Consider the following 21,964-nt stretch of genomic DNA (forward strand, 5'->3'; position numbering starts at 1 on the left):
GCAACAGCGTGTGACGAGACGTCGCGATGGACTGCGAAGCACCGCCGGGGTACCTCGGTGCGGACTCCCGGGCCCCGGCCGATCCGAGCCGCTCGGGAGTCCAGGGGACCACGGAACCTCGGGCCCGGCCGGTGAACACCGAAGCGGTCACGCGGCCCGTCGCCCATACACGGACGATACGTCCGCTCCATGGCAAGGGCACCTGGCGGCACGGCCGGACCGTGGTGCCGGGAAGTACTACACCGTGCCGGCCGGTCACCGAACGCATCGGAGGCGATCACGCCAGGACACGTGGTGAATGAAGAGACGAAAGTCCGGCAGCGGAGCGACAGACGGTGGCGGTCATGGCTCGGCCGGTGTGGACCGCCGCTGCGGCCGGTACCCGGGACGCAAGAAGTCGTGCCCCGCCCCTGGCGCGATACGGCGCCGCCGTCCTCCACCGGGAGTTCCGATGCGCTCCCCTGCTGCCGGCTCGAACGCGCGACAGGCCGTCGTCTTCAGAACGCCGCCCTGAGGGCCGGGAGCAGCGTCTTCGCCGACCAGTCGAGGAATTCGTGCTGGCTGTCGCCACCGATCTGGACGAGGGCCGCATCGGTGAAACCCGCCTCGAAGAAGGGGCGTACGGCGTCCACGAAGTTCTCGGGGTTGTCTCCGCAAGGGATGGCGTCGGCCACGTCCTCGGGGCGAACGAACTTCGTTGCGGACTCGAAGGAGTCCGGGTGCGGGAGTTCCGCGTTGACCTTCCAGCCGCCCCCGAACCATCGGAACTGTTCATGGGCCCGCCGCACCGCCTCCGCACGGTCGGTGGCGTAACACACCGGCAGTTGCCCGATGCGCGGCTTGCCTTCCCCGCCGTGCCGGTCGAATGCGGCGAGCAGATCCGGCTTCGGCTCCGTCGCGATGACGAAGTCTCCCAGGCGCCCGGCGAGGGAACAGGACTGTTCGCCGGACACCGCGATGCCGATGGGAGGTAGTTCTTCGGGCAGGTCCCACAGTCGTGCGGAATCGACGTCGTAGTGGGCGCCGTGGTGGGTGACATGACCGCCCTCGAACAACGCGCGGATGATGCCCACCGCTTCCTCGAACATCTCGTGCCGCACATCCACGGGCGGCCAACCGGCCCCGACGACATGCTCGTTGAGGTTCTCCCCGGAACCCAGTCCCAGACGGAACCTGCCTTCCGACAGCAACTGCATCGTCGCTGCCTTCTGCGCCACCACTGCCGGGTGATAACGGAACGTCGGGCAGGTCACGTACGTCGTGAGCGGGATGCGTGAGGTCGCCTGCGCGGCGGCCCCCAGTACGCTCCAGGCGTAGGACGAGTGGCCCTGAGAGCGCAGCCACGGAAAATAGTGGTCCGAGGTCACCGAGAAGTCGAAGCCCACGTCCTCCGCGTGCACAACATGGTCGACCAGCTCACGCGGTGCCGCCTGCTCGGTCATCATCGTGTAGCCGATGCGCATTGATGGTTGCTCCCTTGCCTGCGGAATGCTCTCGTCCGTGTGCCACATGCTCTCGGGCGTGGCTGCGAAAGCGACGGACCCACGCCGGACGGTCGGCTCGGCAGGTGCTGCTCGCCGGTTTCCCACAGGAGCGGGATCGACACCCTCGGACCGCCCGCCGGGGCGATCGCTGCGGGGCTGCGCCCCACGCGGCGGAGCAACCGCCTGCTGCCCCGAGGCCGGAGGCGTTCACGCATCTGGAAGGCTGGGCGCATGACGTCAGGCAAGACCGGGGAGTTCACAGCCCAGCGCTCCAGGATGTTCGGCCTGGCCTACCAGTTGCTCGGTTCCGCCGAGGAGGCGGAGGACGCGGTGCAGGACGCCTATCTGCGCTGGAGCAACGCCGACCCCGATACGATCCGGCACCCGGGGGCCTGGCTCGCCAAGGTCGTCACCAACCTCTGCATCAACCGGCTCACCTCGGCCCGTTCGCAGCGCGAGCGGTACGTGGGGCCGTGGCTGCCGGAACCGGTGTTCACGCAGGACGGTTCGCTCGGCCCCTTGGAGTCCGCCGAGCAGCGTGACGCGGTGTCGACGGCGCTGCTCGTGCTGCTGGAGCGGCTCACGCCGACGGAGCGTGGGGTCTACGTGCTGCGCGAGGCGTTCGGCTACGGCCATCGGGACATCGCCGGGGTGCTCGACCTGAGCGAGGCCAACTGCCGCCAGGTGTACCGCAGGGCGGTACAGCGGGTCGCGACGGACGAGGCCCGCTTCACACCGACCCCCGAGCGGCAGCACCAACTCGTCGAGTCCTTCGTCATGGCCGCACGCGACGGCGACCTGGCAGGGCTGGAGGAGCTGCTCGCCAAGGACGTCATCTGGTGGAGCGACGGCGGGGGCAAGGTCACGGCGGCGCGGCGCCCCATCGTCGGCCGGGAGAAGGTTCTGCGCTTCCTGGGCGGCGTGCAGCGGTTCGCGGGCGGCGTGGGCCTCACGGTCGCCGAGGTCAACGGCGCGCCGGCGCTGGTGGCGCACGCGGCGGAGCAGCTCATCGGCGTCGCCTCCTTCGAACTCCGGGACGGCGTCGTCGCCGAGGTGCGGGTCGTGATGAACCCGGACAAACTCGTGCTCGCGGGCCGTCAGTTCGCCGCGATGGCGCTCCGAGGCGTCACCCACGGATGAGTGCGGTCACGAGGGGCTGTCACATCTGCGGAGGCTCGTCGGTTCTCAGTGGATGACCGGCGCTCCGGCAAGGAGCGCACGCCTCCCGAAGGGACGACCACTGCAATGACCACATTCCTGGTGACCGGCGGCACAGGAACGCTCGGCCGGTTCGTCACCGAGCAGCTGCGAGCCGGGGATCCCACCCGGGCCGGGGGCTCCGGCGGCGGGAACGAGGTACGCGTACTGAGTCGGCACTCCCGGCCTTACGCCGTGGACCTGCGCGAGGGCACGGGGCTGGCCGCGGCGCTCGCGGGCGTGGACACGATCGTGCATTGCGCGACGTCGCCGCGCGGCGGAGACGAGCAGGCGGCACGACATCTGATCGAGGCGGCCGGGCGGGCCGGGGTGCGGCATCTGGTGTACGTCTCGATCGTCGGCGTCGACCAGGTGCCACTCGGTTACTACCGGACCAAGCTCGCCGTCGAGGGGCTGATCGAGGAGTCGGGGCTCGGCTGGACCATCCTGCGCGCGACACAGTTTCACGACCTGGTGCTCAAGGTCCTGCAGGGCTCGGCGAAGCTGCCGGTCATGGTGCTCCCGGCAGGGGTCTCCGACCAGCCGATCGAGGTCGCGGAGGTTGCCGCCCGACTGGCCGAGCTGGCGACCGGGGCGCCCGCGGGACGGGTGCCGGACATGGGTGGCCCCGAGGTCCGTACGTTTCCGGAGCTGGCCCGCGCCTATCTGCGCGCGAGCGGACGACGCCGTCCCCTGCTGAACGTGCGACTCGGGGGCAAGGCCTACGGCGGATTCCGGGCGGGCGGGCATCTCGCCCCGGAGCAGGCCCTCGGCAAGGTGACGTTCGAGCAGTTCCTGGCGGGGCGTTTTCCTGTGCGGGGCTGACACCCGGACAGGGCGTGTGGGCTCGCGAACTCTGCCCTGCCGGCCTACTTCAGCACCGGCAGGGCTTCCCACCTGCGGGGTGCGCGACGCCGGTCGAGCCAGAAGAGGTATCCGCGCAGGTACTTCTCCAGCCCGTTGTCGATGTACGCCACGAAGTCCAGGTGTCCCTGGGCGGCGTCGTGGTAGTGCCCGTGAAATTCGGCGGATCCGTTACTGCCCCAGTTGGGGTGGGTGTCGGCGCCCCAGTCGGCCGCGATGGCCAGGGCCCACTCGCGAACCCGTTCACGGTCGCGCCACCAGGCAACGACAGTGGCAGGGGTCCAGTGGTCGTCGCCGTCCCAGGCGTATCCGCTGTACAGCTCCAGGCAGGCAGCCGAGACCAGGGCTTGTGTCTCGGCCTCGTTCACGGGCTGCCGGTAGACGAATTCCGTCCCGAAGCCGCCGCCGAGGTCGTCGTCGTAGGCTATGTGGTTCGGCGCGTCCAGCCGACCAGTGGCCATGGAGTCGGTGGCGGCACCGTAGAACGGGCCCGGGACATTGCGCCAATTCCGTTCCGCCCAGCGGCCGGTGAAGACGTCCCTCGTCGGAGCCGCTGCGGTGACGAGCCGCCGGGCTGTGGGCAGTGGGTCCCAGTAGCCGTGCAAGACGCCCCCTCCTCGGTCGAAAACGAGCCTGAGAAGATCATCCTCTTCCGGTCGTCGAGTCCCTCGGCGGGGTGGCTCAGCTCACCCGGCCAGAGCCACGTCCGGACCCCGGGCGCGCGAGTCCGCCGGGGCGATCACCGGGTCGATCTCCCGCCGTAGCGGCATGAGGTGCGCCACAACCACCGCTGAGCAGTGATCCACAGAAGGGCACCATTTGCCCGGTTCTGCAGCTTTCACAGCCATTCCACTCATCCAGATTGCCCATATATGTCCATTATCGCGAGGCCAGCCGCGGGCACCACGGCCCGCGCCCGCCCCCCTTCCGCGCTCGGCTCCCCCTCTGGTAGACGTGGCTGCTCCCGTTCGATGTCACCCGAAAGCACCCCCATGAACCAGGGCCCCGCACCCGACCACGTGACCTTCACGATCGACCTCACCACGGAGGAGGCCCGGCGACGGGCCGAGGTCGTGGCGGCGCTCGGCCCCGACTGGGACCCCGTGGCCGCCCTTCGTTCCGAAGAGGCGGCGCACGCGCTGCTCTACTCGGGCCTGGACGCCGACCAGCAGCAGATCCTCGACAAGCTCGTGGCAGCCGGCGTGCTGCCCCGACCGGAGCAGGGTCATGCGGCTTCCCATTGATCCCCAGGCCGATCGCGCCCGCCGGGCCTGGGTGGCCTGCCCGGGGTGCGACGACGCACGTGACTGCACGACGTGCTCCGAGCGGCGCAACTGCTCGGAGCACTGGCGATACCTCATCGCGAACAAGGGGCCGCGGGTCCATCTGCAGTGCCCGAACTGCACGCACACATGGACCCTCGACACCGCCCGCGGGAGGGGCCGCCGCACCGTGGACTGACGGTCAGCAGATCCGCGGCAGTTGTTCACCGAGCGGCATGTCCACGACTCGCGTGCCGCCGAGGCCGGTGCGTGCCACCACCATCCCCGGATGCGCATCTACCACCTCGCCGATCACCGTCGCCTCCGCTCCCAGAGGGTGCGCGCGCATGGCCGCCAGGACCTTCTCCGCGTGTTCGCGCGGGACGAAGGCCACCAGCTTTCCCTCGTTCGCCACGTACATCGGGTCCAGGCCGAGCACGGCGCACGCGTTGGCCACGGGCTCGGGAACCGGTACGGCCCGTTCCTGAAGGACGACCCCCGTGCCCGAGGCGGCCGCGATCTCGTTGAGCGAGGCGGCCAGTCCACCGCGTGTCGGATCACGCAGTACGTGCAGATCCGGCGTGACGGCGAGCATCGCGTCGACGAGTCCGCCGAGGGCGGCGCAGTCGCTCTCGATCCCGACCCCGAACTCCAGGCCCTCCCGCACGCTCATGATGGCAACACCGTGCGCCCCGATGGCGCCGCTGACGATCACCACATCGCCGGGAACGACGCGCTCGGGCCGGAGATCGACGCCATGGGGGATCAGACCGATCCCGGAGGTGTTGATGTAGACGCCGTCACCGTGGCCGGCTTCCACGACCTTGGTGTCTCCCGTCGCCACCTCCACGCCGGCCGAGCGGGCCGCCGCTCCGAGGGTTTCCGCGATCCGGGTGACGACATCGATCCCGACGCCCTCCTCGAGGATGAAGCCGCAGGAAAGGTACGCCGCGCGTGCGCCGCTCATGGCGAGGTCGTTCACCGTTCCGTTGACGGCCAGGTCACCGATGCTGCCGCCGGGGAAGAACAGGGGACGTACCACGAAGGAGTCGGTGGAGAAGGCCAGCCTGGCACCGCCGAGTTCGAGCGCGGCCGCGTCGGTCGTGGCCGACAGAGCCGGGCCCCCGAATGCAGGGGCGAAGATCTGCTCGACGAGTTCGGCGGACATGGCGCCGCCCCCGCCGTGCCCCATCACCACCCGGGGCCGGTCGCGCAGCGGTGCCGGACACGTCCAGGCGAGCATGTCGGGTGCGCCCTCCCGAGGGGCAGCACTGGTGGTGTCAGACAACGGAACTGCCCTCCAGGGACGGGGACTTCTGCGACGGGGTGCCGAGGTCGAGCCGCCGGTAGAGGTAGTAGGCGGCGCACGCCCCCTCGCTGGAGACCATCGTGGCTCCCAGCGGGTTGCGGGGGGTGCACGTGGTGCCGAACGCCTCGCACTCGTGCGGCTTGAGCAGGCCCTGAAGGACTTCTCCGCTGCGGCACTCGGCGGGCTCGCGCGTAGCGATGCCCTCCACCGAGAAGCGGTGCTCGGCGTCGTACTCGCGGTACCGCTCGGAAAGCCGCCAGCCGCTGTCCGGGATGACGCCGATCCCGCGCCATGCGCGGTCGGTGACCTCGAAGACGTCGTCCAGCATGGCCTGGGCGGCTCGGTTGCCCTCCGGTGTGACGGCACGCGGATACGCGTTGTCGACCGTGTGCTCGCCGCGCTCCAGCTGGAGAACACTGCGCCGCACCCCTTCGAGGATGTCCAGCGGCTCGAACCCGGTGACCACGATGGGAACCCGGAAGCGGGCGGCGAGTTCGGGATACTCCCCCGTACCCATCACACTGCACACGTGTCCCGCGGCGAGGAAGCCCTGCACGCGGCAGCTCGGGGACTGCATGATCGCCTCGATCGCCGGAGGGACCCGTACGTGCGAGACCAGCAGGCTGAAGTTGCGGATGCCCAGCTTGCGCGCCTGATGGACCGTCATCGCGTTGGGCGGTGCCGTGGTCTCGAAGCCGATGCCGAAGAAGACGACCTCACGGTCCGGGTTCTGCTCGGCGATCCGCAGCGCGTCGAGCGGTGAGTACACCACCCTGACGTCGCCGCCCTGTCCACGGACCTGGAAGAGATCCCGGTCCGAACCGGGGACGCGCAGCATGTCCCCGAAGGAACAGAAGATCACACCGGGGCGGGCAGCGATGTCGAGCGCCTTGTCGATCACCTCCAGCGGTGTCACACACACCGGGCAACCCGGGCCGTGGATCAACTCGATCTCGTCCGGCAGGAGTTGGTCGATCCCATGACGGATGATGGTGTGCGTCTGACCGCCGCAGACCTCCATCAGCGCCCAGGGCCGGGTCACGGTTGCGCTGATCTCGTCGAGCAGCCGCCGGGCCAGCTCCGGATCCTGGAACTCGTCGATGTACTTCACCGCTGCGCCTCCCCGGCCGCACCGTCGTGCGCCGCCCGTTCGTTTCCCGTCGCTTCGGCGGCCGACTCCCACGGGTCGCCGAACTCCTCCTGGAGCATGCCGAGGGTCTCGAACAGCTCCAGCGTCTTCCTGGCCGACTCCTCGTCGAGGCGCTGCAGCGCGAACCCGACGTGGACGATGGCGTACTCACCGACCTTCAGGTCCGGCAGGTACTCCAGGCACACCTCCTTGACCACTCCGCCGAAATCGACTGTGGCCATACGGGTGCCGTCCCGGTCCTCGACACCCAGCACTCTTCCGGGTACCGCCAGGCACATGTGTGTCTCCTCACTGTTGCTCTCCTGGTCCCGCGCCGTCAGCCGGCTCGGCCTGCACGCGGGCGGCCACGACGAGCTGGCCGAGAGCCAGTCCCCCGTCGTTCGGTGGGATCATGCGATGGCGCAGCACGGTGAAGCCGTCCTGCCGCAGGCCGTCGGCGCAGGCCGAGGACAGCAGCACGTTGGCGAACACCCCGCCGGTCAGCGCGACGGTCTCCAGCCCGAATTCCTTGCGGGCGGCGACACAGACCGTGCGCACCAGGCGGGCCACGCCCCGGTGGAACCGCGCCGCGATCACGGGTGCGGATGTACCGCCGCGTACGTCGTCGACGGCCGCCGCGAGCAGCGGCGCGGGGTCGGCGACGAGCGGCACGCCGCCTCGCTGCCCCAGCCGGAACGTGTAGCGCTCGTCGTCCTCGGCCTCCGCGCGCAGCGCCGCGGCCTCGAGTTCGATCGCGGCCTGCGCCTCGTACCCGGCCTGGTGACAGACGCCGGCAAGGGAGGAGACGGCATCGAACAGACGGCCCATGCTGGATGTGGGTGCGCAGTTCAGTCCGCGCGCCAACTGCTGTTCCAGCAGAGGAAGTTCATCGGGCGGGCAGGCCACGGTGCACGGCAGGTCGGGGCTCCGGGCGATGCCCGCGGCGTGCAGATGCGCCAGGGCCATCCGGTAGGGGCGCCGCACTGCCGCGTCTCCACCGGGCAGCGGAACGTAGGCGAGGTGCGCGAACCGGGAGAAGCCCGCGTAGTCCGCGAGGAGGAACTCGCCGCCCCACACCGCGCCGTCGTGACCGTAGCCGGTGCCGTCGAACGCGACGCCGATCACCGGGCGGCTGCCGTCGAGGCCGTGCTCCGCCATGGCTGCGGCGACATGCGCATGGTGGTGCTGCACCTTCACGACCGGGCGGCCCGCGGCGTTCCGCCGCGCCCACCGGGACGATCGGTAGGCCGGGTGGCGGTCCGCGGCAACGAGTTCCGGCCGCACCCCCGTGATCGACTCCAGTTGCTCCTCGGCGCGTGCGAAGGCCTGCTGGGTGGCCAGGTCGTCCATGTCCCCGATGTGAGCCGACAGCCACGCCTTGCGGCCGCGCCCCAGGCAGAAGGTGTTCTTGAGATCGCCGCCCACGGCGAGGGCGGGTGCGACCTCGACGGGGAGTGTGACCGGCAGTGGTGCGTGGCCCCGGGACCGGCGCAGCATCAGCGGCTCTCCGTCGCAGACGCGTACCACCGAGTCGTCGCAGGGCACATGGATGGGACGGTCGTGCAGCAGCCAGGCGTCCGCCAGACCGGCCAGCCGGTTCAGCGCCTCGGTGTCGTCGGTGACGATGGGCTCGCCCGAGAGGTTCCCGCTGGTCATCACCAGCAGGCGAGGCACGTCCGGGTCCTGCGACCCCAGCCCGAGGAGCAAGTGGTGCACCGGGGTGTACGGGAGCATGAATCCGAGGTCCGGGCTGCCCGGTGCGACAGCCGCCGACGGGACGGCCCCGGGCCGCGGCCGGGCGTCGTCGCGACGGCGCATGAGAACGACGGGGCGGACGTTCGCGGTGAGGAGCTCACGCTCCACGGGCCCGATGCGGACCAGGGGTTCGATGTCCGCGAGGTCCGCTGCCATCATCGCGAACGGCTTGTCGCCGCGTGCCTTGCGGCGGCGAAGCTCGGTCACGGCCTCGTGGCTCGTCGCATCGCAGGCGAGGTGGTATCCGCCCAGGCCCTTCACGGCGAGGATTCCACCGGCCGCGAGCAACCGCCGGGCTGCGGCGACCGGATCGTCGCCACCGAGGGCAGGGTCACCGGCCGGTGCGGCCGGCGTTCCGCGGTCGGCCGGGCCGGTGACCAGCCGCAACCGGGGGCCGCAGCGAGGGCAGGCGACGGGCTGTGCGTGGAAACGCCGGTCGGCCGGATCCTCGTACTCACGCGCGCAGTCCGGGCACATCGGGAAGCCGGCCATGGTCGTGTGCCGACGGTCGTACGGCAGTCCGGTGACGATGGTGAAGCGCGGGCCGCAGTGTGTGCAGGTGACGAAGGGATGGAGATGGCGGCGGTCGGTGGGGTCCGCGAGTTCGTCGAGACAGTCCCCGCAGGTGGCCGTGTCGGGGGAGACCAGTGTGCGCACCGGTCCGCCCGCGAGTGAGGGGACGATGGCGAATCCGCTGCCGCCGGTGGCCGGCACCTCGGTCGTGTCCACCGATTCCACCTCGGCGAGGGGCGGTGCGTCGGGGGCAATGCGTGCGCAGAAAGCCGCAACGGCGGCGGGCTCACCCTCGACCTCCGCGATGACGCCGTCCGACGTGTTGGTCACATGACCGGAGAGCCGCAGCCCTGTCGCGAGGGCGTAGAGATAGGGCCGGAACCCCACTCCCTGGACCACGCCCCGCACGACCACCCGGCTGCGCCGCACGGCCGCGGTCCGGGTGGCGGGCTGCGAAGTGATCACGCGCCGGCCTGTGCCATCACCGGGGCATGGACCGGGGTGCCCTCGGCCGCCGACAGGGCCCGATCCAGCAGACCGCCCGTCCCTTGGGCGCTGCGTACCGAGGTGAGAAGCACCTCGACGCCGGGGTTGACCTGCTGCACATTGCGGCGGAAGCCCGTCTCGTCGAACTCGGCGGCATCGGCCATGTCGGTCTTGGTGACGACCACCAGCTGCGCGAGACCGAAGGCGGTGGGGTATTTCAGCGGCTTGTCCTCCCCTTCGGTGACCGAGGCGAGGACGACCCGCAGCGACTCGCCGAGGTCGTACGAGGCCGGGCACACGAGGTTGCCGACGTTCTCGACGAACAGCAGCCGGGTGCCGTCGGGAAGCCAGTCGTGCAGGTGGCGCGCGAGCATGTCCGCCTCGAGGTGGCAGAGCCCGTCGGTGAGCACCTGCTTGACGGGTACGCCCGAGCGGGCCAGGCGTTCGGCGTCGTTCTCGGTGGCCAGGTCGGCGGTGAGTGCCGCGGCGCTGATGCCGCGTTCGCGGGCCAGCAGCAGCTCGCGCTCCAGCAGGGCAGTCTTTCCGCTTCCGGGGCTGGAGAGCAGATTGACCACCGTGGTGCCCCGCGCCGTCAGTTCGCTGCGCAGAATCTGTGCTGCGGCCTCGTTCTTGGCGAGCACCGCACGTTGCAGATCAACTACTCGGCACATGATCGGCTCTCCTGGGGAATCGGTTCGCTCGGTCGTTCACGGGCTGTGGCGGGTTCGGCCCACCGCACTTCGGAGATCCGCAGTTCACGGCCGGAGACGAGCTCGCCGGTGGCCATGCCGCACGCGGGGCAGAGCAGTTGCGGAGGCATCCCGACGTCCCAGTCGCTCTCGCACGGCTCACAGCGCGCTCTGCCCGGGACTGTACGAATGATCAGCTCCGCGCCTTCGAGGACGGTGCCTGCGCAGGCCAGTTCGAAGCAGAAGGTGAGCGAGTCGGGAACCACGCCCGCCAACTCGCCCACCTCGAGCCGGATGCTGCTCACGCCGACGGCCCGGCCGGAATGCGCCGCCTGTTCGACCTGGTCGATGACGGCCAGCGCGATGGACATCTCGTGCATCGGTCTCCGTCCTGCGCCTGGGGCTGCCTTCTCCGGCGCCATTACAGGACGGACATGCCGCGACCGGCCGACCGGCGCGCCGGGAGGCGGCGGTGTGTGGTCCGTTCGGTCCACCCGTCTCCCGGCCGGTCCGGTTCACCGACGCGGGAAACCTCGCCGTGGCGGGCGCGGACCCATCGGCCCACGTCCACCACGGCACCGCGCGGCACCGGACAGCGGTGCCTCACATCCTGCGGATGCGCAGGTAGCGCCGGAGGTCGGGGAGGACTCCCACGACGAACGCGACGGCCGAGGCTACGGTGACGGCGGCAGCGCCGCCGATGAGGGTCTTCTTCATCGGTTCTCCTTCGTGGATACCCCCGGCTTCAGCCGGGGAGAGCCGTTCGATTGCCAGGGCGGAGCGCCTCGGCGTTGTCTGTGGCGGCCGGTACGTTGGTCATGTGTATCTGCGGTATTCGTTCCGGATCGAGCCGACACCGGGTCAACGCATCGCGCTGGCCCGTACGTTCGGCTGCGCTCGGGTGGTGTACAACGATGCCCTGGCTGCCCGTAAGGCTGCCTACAAGGCGGACAGGTCCCGCATCGCGACAGGGGCCCTCGCCAAGCAGGTGATCACCGACGCGAAGAAGACGGCCGAGCGCGGATGGCTGGCCGGAGTGTCGGTGGACGCCTTGCAGTCCTCACTTCGCGATCTCGATACGGCGTACTCGAACTTCTTCGCGTCGGTGTCGGGCAAGCGTCGTGGGCGGCGGGTCGGGCTCCCGGTGTTCAAGTCCAAGCGCGAGGCCCGGCAGTCGGTCAGGTTCTCGAAGAACGGGTTCCGGCTGCGGGACAACGGACGGCTGAACCTGGCGAAGATCGGTGACGTGCGGGTGCGCTGGTCGCGCCCGCTGCCGTCCGCCGCGTCCTCGGTAACCGTGATCAAGGACGCGGCCGGCAGGTATTTCGCGTCGTTCGTCGTGGACGCGGCATCCGAGCCCCTGCCCGAGACGACAGCCGAGACAGGTATCGACCTCGGTCTGTCCGCCTACGCCGTCCTCTCCGATGGCACAGTGATCGACAATCCGCGCTTCCTGCGCCGCGCCGAGCGACGCCTGAGGAGGGCGCAACAGACCTTGAGCCGGAAGGCGAAGGGGTCGAAGAACCGGGCCAAGGCTCGTATCAAGGTCGCCCGCGCACACGCTCGGGTGGCCGACGCACGCCGGGACTGGTGCCACCAGCAGACTACGAGGCTGATCCGCGAGAACCAAGCGGTCTACCTCGAAGACCTGGCGGTGTCCGGCCTGGCGCGCACCCGTCTCGCGAAGTCCGTCCACGACGCGGCATGGTCCACCTTCCGGCGCTTGCTTCAGGAGAAGGCAGGCCGCCACGGGCGTCACGTGGGCGTGGTGTCGCGGTGGCTGCCGTCGTCCCAGACCTGCTCGGTGTGCTGGGTCGTGGACGGGAAGAAGCCCCTGCACGTGCGAACCTGGACGTGCCAGGCGTGCGGAACCTTGCATGATCGTGACCTCAATGCGTCGCGTGTGATCCTCGCCGCCGGGCAGGCGGAGAGGCTAAACGCCCCTGGAGGACCGGTAAGCCCCGGCGTGGCAATCCCACGCCAGGCACGGCCCGTTGAACGGGGAACCCACCCGAAGGACCAGCCGGTGACCACCGGCAGCCAGACGGGAATCCCCGCCCCCTAAGGCGGAAAGGATGCCAAGGTGTTCTCCGTATCGCGCTTCATACGACGGCTCCCTGCCGCACCAGTTCTGTCACCATGCGGACTGCTTCCGGCACCGCGGCGGCCACGTGCAGGCTGAGCCCGATGCCTTCGTCGAGGCAAGCCGGTTCGCATCCGACGACGAAAGTTCGCCTCGGTGGACTGGCCCCAGTACCCGCGCACAGGGTGTCCAGCAGGGCCAGGACGGCGTCCGGCGACATGCGGTGGCCGTCGAGGGGCACAGCCTCCACGGCCTGCGGGCCGGCAGGCGTTCCGGCGTCGATCAGGTACAGAGTGCCCGCATCTCCTCCCCGCGCTGTCGCGTCGACGAGGACGAGCGTGTCGTACCCGTCGAGGAGTTGGTAGGCGAGATGGACGCCGCGCACTCCGATGTCTGCCACCTCGACACCGAAGGGCAGTTGCTCCTCGGCAAGCCGTCGCACGGTTTCGACTCCGAAGCCGTCGTCGCCGAGGAAGATGTTGCCGACGCCGGCCACGAGGGTCCGGGCGGATCCGGGTTCGGTGCCGCTCACGCGTCCTCCAGTGCTTCGACCTCGTCGGGCTGGAAGTAGAGGAAGCGGCCCTGCTCGCGACGGATGTCGGCACCGGGGTCGTCCTCCACGGTCACGGCGATGTGCACGCCCCCGTCGACGTCGTGGAGGACGGCTTCGACCAGGGCACTGCGACCGCTCACGAACAGGTCCTGTGCGTCGGTGTGCCGCAGCCGCGGGCGCAGTACGACTCTGCTGCCGGCGCGCACGGCACGGCCGTCGACCAGCACATGGTCACGAGCCGGATCGACGCTCGTGTCGCCGCCGGGGTCCCACCAGGGGGTGTCCGGGCGCAGGACGCCCTGCGTGGTCTCCTCGTGCGGTGCTGTGACTTCCCGCAGGCTGCGCACCGCTCCGTGCAGGCGCTCCAGGACTTCCGGTGGCATCGAGTCCGCCAGGTCGATCACGGCCGCGGCGCGCGGGTCCGTTCCTCTGGCCTCGCGCTTCTCCTCGTCGGTGAGGGCAGCGGTGCGCAGGGCGAGGATCTCGTCGATCTCGGTGGCGTCGTACAGCGCCCCGGGGCTTTCGGGTGCGATGGCCGGGTGGTCCTCGAGGATGATGGGCGAGGAGAGCACGAGGTCGCCGCGGCCCGGTTCGCCGGCGAGGACGGGCCAGGTGTGCAGATTGCGGCAGGCTGCTGCGGCGCCTTTGGCCCATTCCGGCGGGTCGGTCATCGAGAGGAACGCTCCGGCGTCGAGCTGCAGGAGGGTATGGCTGGCGACCAGCGAACGAGGCAGGGCGGCATGCCGGTCGCCGCCCTGTTCGGCTCTCCAGGCGCTGGTGTTCTCCACGGTCACCGAGAGGCGCTGGGCGCGGTAGGGCCCGTCGAGTTCGGTCGCCGAGAGCCGCACGGCGCCGCTGATCTCCTCGCGACGGCGGATCAGGCGGCCGACGATGCGCCCGTCGGCGTCGGCGACCGGTTCGGTCTCCTCGGCGGACGGCCGGGTGAAGTGATGGACCGTGCCCTCCCCGGCCAGGTCCTCGACCGGGACGACGAGTGCGACCTTCTCCTCGACACCCTCGTCCCACGGGACCAGGACCCGGTCCTCCAGGCGCAGTTCACGTACCGGCGCGAACGTGCCGTCGTCGCGGGCCTCCTGCACGACGCGGCGCTGCGCGTGGAGGAACCGGACCTCCACGGCGAGTTTCGCTCCGCGTTTGGGTTCCATGAGGCATTCGGTGTGCTGGAAGTCGTGTTCCTCCGTCGCGGCACTCCAGGCCGGTGGGACGAGCACGCCGAACTGCCAGCGGAGCTTGTTCTTCGCGGCCGATGCCCGGTACGGGTAGAGCACATAGCCCTCGAAGAGGACAGCGTCCGCGACCTGCCGGGCTACGGCGAGTCGGTCCTGCGTCTCGGGTGTGAAGGTGACGGTCATCCTGCCCTCTCCCCCGCGGTGTCGAGCAGGTTCTCGACCGTCGCCTCCCATGAGGGCAGCGCCCGTCGCGACCGGTAGGAGAGCAGCGCGTCCATCGCCTCTCTGGGGAGCCGGATCCAGCCACAGCCCGGGAAGTGCTGCTCGATCATCTCCTGCCATACCTTCACCGGCATCCGGTGGGACACCTCTTTGTCCCAGGGCACGGGTTCGACGTGGAATCCGCCCGCGCCGGTGAAGGCGGTGCCCGAGAACAGCATCAGCAGCGGCACGTCTCCGTCGGACAGTGCGCGGAAGTAGCGTGATGCCGCGATGTCGGTGTCGTAGGTGCAGGGCACGACCAGGTCCGTCTCGATCTCGCCGGTGAAACCGGGGACCATCACGGAAACCTGCGCGAACTGCACCGGGTTGAGGCTGCTGCCCCACCGGGAGCGCTCGCCGAACAGGTCGGCCAGCGCCTCGGCCTCCGCGTCGTCGTATCCGCGCCGGGCCGGTTCGATACGGATCTGGCAGCGCAGCGCGAGGGCGTGCACCCGGGTCCCCTCGGACGCCGTGATCCGAAGCCGGAACACGAGGGTGGGTCCTGCCGCGTAGGCGTCGGCGCGCACACCGGTGCAGCCGAAGGAGAACTCGGTCACGGCCGGCTCCCCTGCGGGTCGCGTGCCCGGTCGCGTACGTGGAGGAAGAAGGCGTCGAGGTCGGCCCGGGCCTCCGCGCCGCCGTCGAAGCCCTGCCAGCGCAGTCGCATGCGGCCCACCAGTTCGTAGCAGATGTCGATCGGCACGAGGAAGCACTCGGTGAGGCCCTCGTGGCGGCGCAGCAGCAGGGCCTCCACATCGGGTTCGAGAAGTGCAGCAAGTTCGGTCGCGGCGAGCACCGACTGCCAGGACGACTGCTCCAGTTCGCTCTCGGTCGCTCCGGCAGGGCTCGGGTAGAGCGCCACCAGCCGGTCGAGAGCGGAGTTGTGGAAGAAGAAGGCCACTCCGACCGGGATCCGCAGCGCCTCCCAGGCGCCGTCGTCGATGCGGTGACCGGGGTCGCTCAGATAGCGGCCGGGGACCGCCCGGAAGCGGCCCTGCCGCCCGCCCGAGCGGTCCAGCAGCTGGGCGCAGGGACCGCATGCGCAGGCCAGTGCCCGCTTCTCGATGTCGACCAGATGCGGGTGACGCTCAGGTGACAGGGGCGCTGCGCACAGTTCGCACCGGTCCTCGCGTGGCCGCCGCGGGGTGGTGAAGCGGCGAAGGCCCGTCGGTCCCTGCGGGCGGCGTGAGTGCCCCGTGCCGATCAGGTGCCCGCTCACGGCGCGGTGGCCGATGAGCGGGCGTCCACGCCGGCGAGCGACGGGCCGGTGCCGATCTGGAGCAGTGTCGGCTCGCGCGAGGCGCCCGCCGGTTCCAGTTCGACGCCGGTCACCTCGGGCGCGAAGCACGCGAGCGCGTCCACGGCTGCCTGGCGGACGGACTCCTGGGTGCTCGGGCATCCGCACCCCGTCGAGGCGGTGACCCTCAGCCGCAGCGTTCCTGTCGCCGGGTCGAACCCCGCGTTCTCGGCGGGCTGCGGGAGGCTGCGCAGGGCGCGGGCGATGCGCGTGGGCACATCCTCCGGGTGCAGTCCGTGCAGATTCAGCAGGCCGGAGACGAGCTCGTCGCCGAGCAGCGCGCTCAGCGCGTCGGGGGACGTCGGGGTGCCGGGACGGTCGAGGAGCTCGACGAGGCGGGTGAGCCCGGCGCCGTAGAACTCCATCAGGGTGCGCACGAGTTCCTCCGCCGCAGCGCTGGTCTCGGCGTCACCGGTTCCCGCCAGCCGGTCGAGCACTTCCTCGACCTGCCGGCCCGCCTGCTCCGCGGTCGCCGGGCTCATCCGGCGAGACCGCTCAGGCCGGTGGGCACATGCATCGACTTCACCGTCTTGCCGCCGCCCACGTACATGTGGACACCGCACGGCAGGCAGGGGTCGAAACTGCGCACGGCGCGCATGATGTCGATGCCCTTGAAGTTCTCGGGCGGGTTCTCCTCGAAGATCGGGGTGTTCTGCACGGCGTCCTCGTAGGGGCCGGGGGTGCCGAAGGTGTCCCGCGTGGAGGCGTTCCACGGGGTCGGCGGATAGGGGTGGTAGTTGGCGATCTTGCCGTCCCTGATGACCATGTGGTGCGACAGGACGCCTCGTACGGCCTCGGTGAAGCCGACGCCGATGGACTCGTCGGGCACCTCGAACTTCTCCCAGGTCTGGGTGCGTCCGGCGCGCACTTCCTCGAGTCCCTTCTCGGCGCAGTGCAGGGCGACGGCGGCCGCGTACGCCTGGAAGTAGGTACGGGCACGGTTGCGCTCCAGCGCATTGCTCCACTGCGGGATCTTCCACTCGAAGGTGGTCTCCGGCTTGGTCATCGTGCGGGGCAGGTTGATGAGGACGCTGTGGCCGGTGGCCTTGACGTAGCCGATGTCGACGAGGCCGGACAGGGCGGTGGACCACAGACGGGCGATGGGGCCGCCGCCGGTGTCCAGCGCCAGGTGGTCCTTGCCGTCGAACCACCGCGGGGACATGACCCAGCTGTACTTGTCGTCGAAGTCCCGCTTCTGCGGGGCGGGAATGGTGTGCTGGTTCCAGGGGTGGCGCGGGTCGACCGGGTTGCCCAGCGGGTCGTGGGTGACGAACTGCTCCTGGCCCTGCCAGTCCTCGTAGTACGAACTGCCCAGCAGGATACGGATGCCGAGGTTGATCTCGGTGAGGTCGTTGGTGACGAGTTTGCCGTCCACGATGACTCCGGGGGTGACGAACATCCGCCTGCCCCAGTCGGTCATGTTGGCGTAGGTGAAGTCGCAGTACTCGGGGTCGTTGAGCGCACCCCAGCAGCCCAGCAGGACGCGACGGCGGCCGACTTCCTCGTATCCGGGCAGCGCCTCGTAGAAGAAGTCGAAGAGGTCGTCGTGCAGCGGGACGACGCGCTTCATGAACTCCACGTAGCGCATGAGGCGGCTGAGGTAGTCGGTGAAGAGCTGCACCGACGCGACGGTGCCGACGCCGCCCGGGTAGAGCGTGGAGGGGTGGACGTGACGTCCCTCCATCAGGCAGAACATCTCCCGGGTGTAGCGGCTCACCTGGAGCGCTTCGCGGTAGAACTCGCCCTCGAGGGGGTTGAGTGAGCGCATGATGTCGGCGATCGTGCGGTAGCCGTGGTCCGCGGCGTGCGGCGCCTCGGTGCGCTCGGCCAGTTCCAGGACACCAGGGTTGGTCTCGCGGACCATCTTCTCGCAGTAGTCGACGCCTACCAGGTTCTCCTGGAAGATGTTGTGGTCGAACATGTACTCCGCGGACTCACCGAGGTTGATGATCCACTCGCCGAGATGCGGCGGCTTCACGCCGTACGCCATGTTCTGCGCGTACACGGAACACGTGGCGTGGTTGTCGCCGCAGATTCCGCAGATGCGGCTGGTGATGAAGTGTGCGTCACGCGGGTCCTTGCCCCGCATGAAGACGCTGTAGCCGCGGAAGACCGAGGACGTGCTGTAGCACTCGGCGACGCGCTTCTGCTTGAAATCGATCTTCGTGTGGATACCAAGACTGCCCACGATCCGGGTGATGGGATCCCAGGCCATCTCCACCAGGCCGGTGCCGTCACCCGTCGTCTTCGCCGGAGATGCCATTGTGTGTGCGATGCCCTTCGTCAGCTCTTCGACTACGCGAACAGCAGGGTGGGTTGGGGTCGTGAGGGTGGTGGGAGTGTCACCAGGGCGGCCGGTAGCCCGTGGTGATCTCCTCGCCCGTGTGCCGCCACTTCGGCTCCTTGTCCACGGTCCTGGCCGTGATCGTCCGGAGCCTTCGGATCACGGAGCCGTACACTCCGCTGGCAGTGCTGGAGACCTTGCCGCCGGGCGGCTCGTCCATGAACGGCATGAACTTGTCCGGGAATCCGGGCATGGTGCACGCGATGCAGATACCGCCCACGTTCGGGCAGCCGCCGATGCCGTTCATCCAGCCACGCTTGGGGACGTTGCACTTGACGACGGGGCCCCAGCAGCCGAGTTTGACCAGGCACTTGGGCGAGTCGTACGTGGTAGCGAACTGTCCCTGCTCGTAGTAGCCGGCCCGGTCGCAGCCCTCGTGGACGGTCGCGCCGAACAGCCAGGTGGGACGGAGCTTGTCGTCCAGCGGAATCATCGGCGCGGATCCGGCGGCCTGGTAGAGCAGGTACGTCAGAGTCTCCGCGAAGTTGTCGGGCTGGATCGGGCAGCCGGGGACGCACACGATCGGGATGCCCGCATGGGACTTCCAGTCCCAGCCGAGGTAGTCCGGCACACCCATCGCGCCGGTCGGATTGCCGGCCATGGCGTGGATGCCGCCGTACGTGGCACAGGTGCCGATCGCGACAACCGCCAGCGCCTTGGGCGCCAGCCGGTCGATCCACTCGCTCGTCGTGATGGGCTGTCCGGTCTCCGGGTTGTCGCCGAAGCCGCACCAGTAGCCCTCCTGCTTGATGGCCTCGTTGGGGATCGACCCCTCGACCACCAGAACGAACGGGTCGATCTCGCCCCGCTCCCCCTTGAAGAACCACTCGATGAACGTGTCGGCGCCCCCGACCGGACCGCACTCGAAGTCGATCAGCGGCCAGTGGACCGCGATCTTGGGCAGTCCGGGCAGCCCGGCCAGGGCGATCTCCTCGATGCTGGGCTGCATGGCAGCGGTCAGGGCCACCGAGTCGCCGTCACAACTCAGCCCCGCGTTGATCCAGAGGATGTGGATCGGCTTCTCGTCGCTGCCGGGAGCGGCGGCGCCCTGTTCGTCGACCGTGGTCGGCGTTGCTGCATTCATGAGTGGCCTCCTGGGGAGGTTTGCGGCGATGGGTCTCGTGTTGGCCTTCGTTCTTGCTAACAGTCGACGGGCGCGCCCGCCTCCGCACCCGGTCCGTTCGAGTGCCCCGGGTGCGGAGACTCCTTGCGGACGAACGCCCGGCGCAGGGCGTGGTACGGCGCGTCGGGATCGGAAAAAGTGCGCAGCATGCGGGCCAGTTCCTGCTCCCTGTAGGCAGCCAGGGGTGTGGCGGACTCCCGGCGCTCGTGTTCCTCCTTCTTCGCGGCGAGGCGGAGCTGAGCGCCGGGAAGCAGTGCGAGGCGTGCCGCCAAGCGGGTGACCTCGGCGGTGAAAGCCTGCGACCCGCAGTCGACGATCCGGTCGACCAGTCCCGCGCTCAGCGCGGCGACGGCGGACATCGGCCGGGCCTCCTCGGTGAGCCGCTCGGCCATGGGAGCGCCCACTCTGCGGGGCAGCGTGTACGTCCAGTACTCCGACCCGTACAGACCCATGCGCCGGTAGTGCGGGTTGAGGACCGAGCCCGAGCGGCACCAGACCTCGTCCGCGGCCAGCGCGAGCATCACCCCGCCGGCGGCTGCATTGCCGCCGATCGCGCTGACGACGAGCCGGTCGGTGGTGGTGAGGACCGCCTCGACGAGGTCGTTCATGGCGTTGATGTTGGCCCAGGACTCCGCGGAGGGGTCTGCCGCGGCCTCGATGACGTTCAGGTGGATGCCGTTGGAGAAGAAGTCTCTTTGACCCCCCAGCACCAGGACGGAGGTCGGGCGGGAGCACACCGTCCGATAGGCGTCCAGCAGGCGGCGGCAGTGGCTCGTGCTCATCGCTCCGCCCGGGAACGAGAACGACAGGACGCCGACCGGGCCCTCCTCCCGGTACCGGATGTCGGACCAGGTCCGCATGCCTGCCGACGACCGTGACTGCGTGGGCAGATCCGGCAGCACGGGCAGCCGGTCGGCGAGAGCCACGGTGGCGGGCAGTTTGCAGGCCCGCGGCCGCCCGGGCCCGCAATGGGCCCGGAGCTCGGGAATCCACACGGCGCCGTCCACCGTGGCGCGACAGACCCCACCCGCACGGGTGGCCAGGAGATCGCCGGGCCGGCCGCGCAGGCCGTCCTCCGGATGACCGCCGTGAAGAAACCACTCGGCACCGAGCAGCTCGTCCCGTACGCCCGGCTGGGAATCGGCGCAGCGCAGTTTGCGAAGGACCGTCTCGGTGGTGTCGTCGTCCCAGGAGATCCTGCGCATCTCCTGGCGGAAGTACGGGCGCGTCCGCACGCCGCCGACCGCCGGGCCGACGGTCGCCTGCGGTCGGGGGGCACAGGTGCCGGTGGCGAAACGCTCGACCGCCAGAAGTACGGCGTCGACAGCGGCGTCCGAGACCTCGTTCCGGTAGAGGTCGCTCTTGGCAACCTCCGGCACGCGGAAGTCCGACGTGGCCCATACGTCGCCTGCGTCCATCTCCGCGTCGGCCTGGAGCACTGTGACGCCCCACTCGGCGACGCCCTCGTGGATCGCCCAGTCCAGGGAGGACGGTCCACGGTCACCCACGGGTCCCGGATGCACGATGAGGCAGGTGCGCGCCGACCACACGTCCTGCGGCACGACGGCCTTCAGCATGGGTGCCACGACCAGGTCGGGCTCGTGCCGGAGCACCGCGGTACGCACGGCAGCACCCTCGGGCGTCACCTCCACGGGGACGGCATGCCCTCGGTCGCGCAGTTCGGCCTGAACGCGCTGCGTAAGGCTGTTGTAGGCGCTGGCGACGAGCAGAATGCGCATGGCGGCCCTCCCGCGGTTGCTGTGGCCCTCGGTCGGCGGTCACACCCGGCCGCCAGCGATCGTCGGACATGTTCGTCCGCGAATGCCGACACCGAATCCCCCACCTCACCCGTAAGAGGCGCGATTCCCACCACATGGCCGCCGCGCGGATCCCCGTCGCAGGATCCCACCGCGGGGTCATTTCAGGAGGAGATTCACCGAAATGCCGAGTCCCTCAGGGAATGGGAAAATTCTGCTACAACCGGGTGCGCACGGGTGTGCCCATGACACGGGACAGGCAGGTCGGCGCATGGCCAGGAAACCGAAGTCCTCTCAGCCCTCTCACGGCGACGGCCCGAGTCGGCACCGGGGCACCGAGCAGCACGGATGGTCTCCCGACGTGGACGAAACCCGACAGCAGGACAATCCCAGCGCCTCGCGCTCGTTCCATCCTGAGGAGCACGCACCGGCCCCCGGCAAGGGGCGGAAGGTCTCCAAGGAGGAGAAGCGTGGCGTCCCCGGCGACACGGCGAAGAGCACGAGCGGACGCGGCGAGGAGTACGGCAAGGACTCCGAGAAGGGGATGCGGGACACCGGCAGCAAGGGTCGTTCGCAGCGTCCCAGCGGAACGAAGGACGACTCCGCGTTCACGGGCGTGGACCCGGACGACTCCTCCAATCAGAAGCGGCCGGGCTAGGGTCTTTCGT

23 protein-coding genes are annotated in these 21,964 nt (G+C 69.8%); 6 read left to right on the top strand and 17 right to left on the bottom strand.

Features of this window, described 5'->3' with window-relative positions; genetic code table 11:
• Nucleotides 1-497 precede the first annotated feature (497 nt).
• Complete coding sequence (locus AC067Z_RS29485; protein WP_478792678.1) at nt 498-1,463, bottom strand: LLM class F420-dependent oxidoreductase; 966 nt, start codon at nt 1,461-1,463, stop codon at nt 498-500.
• Nucleotides 1,464-1,715: 252 nt separating this feature from the next.
• On the opposite strand from AC067Z_RS29485, the gene AC067Z_RS29490 reads away from it, so the two are divergent.
• Together AC067Z_RS29490 and AC067Z_RS29495 are read left to right on the top strand one after the other, a co-directional pair.
• Nucleotides 1,716-2,624, top strand: a complete 909-nt coding sequence (locus AC067Z_RS29490) for an RNA polymerase sigma-70 factor (protein WP_478792679.1) — start codon at nt 1,716-1,718, stop codon at nt 2,622-2,624.
• Nucleotides 2,625-2,729: 105 nt separating this feature from the next.
• Nucleotides 2,730-3,506: an SDR family oxidoreductase gene (locus AC067Z_RS29495; protein ID WP_478792680.1), complete on the top strand. Its 777-nt coding sequence runs from the start codon at nt 2,730-2,732 to the stop codon at nt 3,504-3,506.
• A 44-nt stretch (nt 3,507-3,550) separates the two neighbouring features.
• Here the strand turns inward: AC067Z_RS29495 and AC067Z_RS29500 are convergent, their stop codons facing one another.
• Nucleotides 3,551-4,150, bottom strand: a complete 600-nt coding sequence (locus AC067Z_RS29500; RefSeq protein ID WP_478792681.1) for a ferredoxin — start codon at nt 4,148-4,150, stop codon at nt 3,551-3,553.
• Nucleotides 4,151-4,537: 387 nt separating this feature from the next.
• Between AC067Z_RS29500 and AC067Z_RS29505 the strand changes: the two genes are divergently transcribed.
• Together AC067Z_RS29505 and AC067Z_RS29510 are read left to right on the top strand one after the other, a co-directional pair.
• Nucleotides 4,538-4,789: a DUF6400 family protein gene (locus AC067Z_RS29505; protein ID WP_478792682.1), complete on the top strand. Its 252-nt coding sequence runs from the start codon at nt 4,538-4,540 to the stop codon at nt 4,787-4,789.
• Nucleotides 4,773-5,006, top strand: a complete 234-nt coding sequence (locus tag AC067Z_RS29510; RefSeq protein ID WP_478792683.1) for a hypothetical protein — start codon at nt 4,773-4,775, stop codon at nt 5,004-5,006. The genes AC067Z_RS29505 and AC067Z_RS29510 overlap by 17 nt, the downstream gene beginning before the upstream one ends.
• 3 nt (nt 5,007-5,009) lie before the next feature.
• Here the strand turns inward: AC067Z_RS29510 and hypE are convergent, their stop codons facing one another.
• The 7 genes from hypE to AC067Z_RS29545 form a co-directional block, all read right to left on the bottom strand.
• Nucleotides 5,010-6,050 (bottom strand): hydrogenase expression/formation protein HypE, encoded by a 1,041-nt coding sequence (gene hypE / locus AC067Z_RS29515; RefSeq protein WP_478792750.1) that lies wholly within the window; start codon nt 6,048-6,050, stop codon nt 5,010-5,012.
• Nucleotides 6,051-6,087: 37 nt separating this feature from the next.
• The gene (gene hypD, locus AC067Z_RS29520) at nt 6,088-7,227 is read right to left on the bottom strand and encodes a hydrogenase formation protein HypD (protein WP_478792684.1); all 1,140 of its coding nucleotides are present in this window, start codon (nt 7,225-7,227) and stop codon (nt 6,088-6,090) included.
• Nucleotides 7,224-7,544 (bottom strand): HypC/HybG/HupF family hydrogenase formation chaperone, encoded by a 321-nt coding sequence (locus tag AC067Z_RS29525; protein WP_478792685.1) that lies wholly within the window; start codon nt 7,542-7,544, stop codon nt 7,224-7,226. Before AC067Z_RS29525 ends, hypD begins: the two co-directional genes overlap by 4 nt.
• Nucleotides 7,545-7,554: 10 nt before the next feature.
• Nucleotides 7,555-9,975: a carbamoyltransferase HypF gene (gene hypF, locus AC067Z_RS29530; protein ID WP_478792751.1), complete on the bottom strand. Its 2,421-nt coding sequence runs from the start codon at nt 9,973-9,975 to the stop codon at nt 7,555-7,557.
• A complete protein-coding gene (gene hypB / locus AC067Z_RS29535) occupies nt 9,975-10,670 on the bottom strand; it encodes a hydrogenase nickel incorporation protein HypB (RefSeq protein ID WP_478792686.1) in 696 nt (231 codons plus the stop codon). The genes hypF and hypB overlap by 1 nt, the downstream gene beginning before the upstream one ends.
• Nucleotides 10,658-11,068 (bottom strand): hydrogenase maturation nickel metallochaperone HypA, encoded by a 411-nt coding sequence (gene hypA, locus AC067Z_RS29540; protein ID WP_478792687.1) that lies wholly within the window; start codon nt 11,066-11,068, stop codon nt 10,658-10,660. The genes hypB and hypA overlap by 13 nt, the downstream gene beginning before the upstream one ends.
• Before the next feature lie 223 nt (nt 11,069-11,291).
• The gene (locus tag AC067Z_RS29545) at nt 11,292-11,405 is read right to left on the bottom strand and encodes a DUF6893 family small protein (RefSeq protein WP_478792688.1); all 114 of its coding nucleotides are present in this window, start codon (nt 11,403-11,405) and stop codon (nt 11,292-11,294) included.
• Between the two features lie 103 nt (nt 11,406-11,508).
• On the opposite strand from AC067Z_RS29545, the gene AC067Z_RS29550 reads away from it, so the two are divergent.
• A complete protein-coding gene (locus AC067Z_RS29550) occupies nt 11,509-12,753 on the top strand; it encodes an RNA-guided endonuclease InsQ/TnpB family protein (RefSeq protein ID WP_478792689.1) in 1,245 nt (414 codons plus the stop codon).
• Nucleotides 12,754-12,790: 37 nt separating this feature from the next.
• On the opposite strand, the gene AC067Z_RS29555 is transcribed toward AC067Z_RS29550, so the two are convergent.
• The 8 genes from AC067Z_RS29555 to AC067Z_RS29590 all read right to left on the bottom strand — a co-directional run bounded on the left by AC067Z_RS29555 (nt 12,791) and on the right by AC067Z_RS29590 (nt 21,278).
• Nucleotides 12,791-13,303, bottom strand: coding sequence for a hydrogenase maturation protease (locus AC067Z_RS29555; protein ID WP_478792690.1), 513 nt, complete (start codon nt 13,301-13,303; stop codon nt 12,791-12,793).
• Nucleotides 13,300-14,697 carry a hypothetical protein gene (locus tag AC067Z_RS29560; RefSeq protein WP_478792691.1) on the bottom strand — a complete coding sequence of 466 codons (1,398 nt, stop codon included), beginning with the start codon at nt 14,695-14,697 and terminating at the stop codon, nt 13,300-13,302. The genes AC067Z_RS29555 and AC067Z_RS29560 overlap by 4 nt, the downstream gene beginning before the upstream one ends.
• Entirely contained in the window at nt 14,694-15,332 is a 639-nt protein-coding gene (locus tag AC067Z_RS29565; protein WP_478792692.1) for a DUF6084 family protein, read from the bottom strand. Before AC067Z_RS29565 ends, AC067Z_RS29560 begins: the two co-directional genes overlap by 4 nt.
• Nucleotides 15,329-15,994: a DUF5947 family protein gene (locus tag AC067Z_RS29570; protein WP_478792693.1), complete on the bottom strand. Its 666-nt coding sequence runs from the start codon at nt 15,992-15,994 to the stop codon at nt 15,329-15,331. The genes AC067Z_RS29565 and AC067Z_RS29570 overlap by 4 nt, the downstream gene beginning before the upstream one ends.
• The gene (locus tag AC067Z_RS29575) at nt 15,991-16,554 is read right to left on the bottom strand and encodes a hypothetical protein (RefSeq protein WP_478792694.1); all 564 of its coding nucleotides are present in this window, start codon (nt 16,552-16,554) and stop codon (nt 15,991-15,993) included. Before AC067Z_RS29575 ends, AC067Z_RS29570 begins: the two co-directional genes overlap by 4 nt.
• Nucleotides 16,551-18,335 carry a nickel-dependent hydrogenase large subunit gene (locus AC067Z_RS29580; RefSeq protein WP_478792695.1) on the bottom strand — a complete coding sequence of 595 codons (1,785 nt, stop codon included), beginning with the start codon at nt 18,333-18,335 and terminating at the stop codon, nt 16,551-16,553. Before AC067Z_RS29580 ends, AC067Z_RS29575 begins: the two co-directional genes overlap by 4 nt.
• Nucleotides 18,336-18,414: 79 nt before the next feature.
• Complete coding sequence (locus AC067Z_RS29585) at nt 18,415-19,500, bottom strand: NADH-quinone oxidoreductase subunit B family protein (protein WP_478792696.1); 1,086 nt, start codon at nt 19,498-19,500, stop codon at nt 18,415-18,417.
• Nucleotides 19,501-19,556: 56 nt separating this feature from the next.
• A complete protein-coding gene (locus AC067Z_RS29590; protein WP_478792697.1) occupies nt 19,557-21,278 on the bottom strand; it encodes an enoyl-CoA hydratase-related protein in 1,722 nt (573 codons plus the stop codon).
• A gap of 289 nt (nt 21,279-21,567) precedes the next feature.
• Between AC067Z_RS29590 and AC067Z_RS29595 the strand changes: the two genes are divergently transcribed.
• Nucleotides 21,568-21,954 (top strand): hypothetical protein, encoded by a 387-nt coding sequence (locus AC067Z_RS29595; protein WP_478792698.1) that lies wholly within the window; start codon nt 21,568-21,570, stop codon nt 21,952-21,954.
• Nucleotides 21,955-21,964: the final 10 nt, after the last annotated feature.

It is taken from the genome of Streptomyces sp. NPDC043812 (assembly GCF_056436245.1).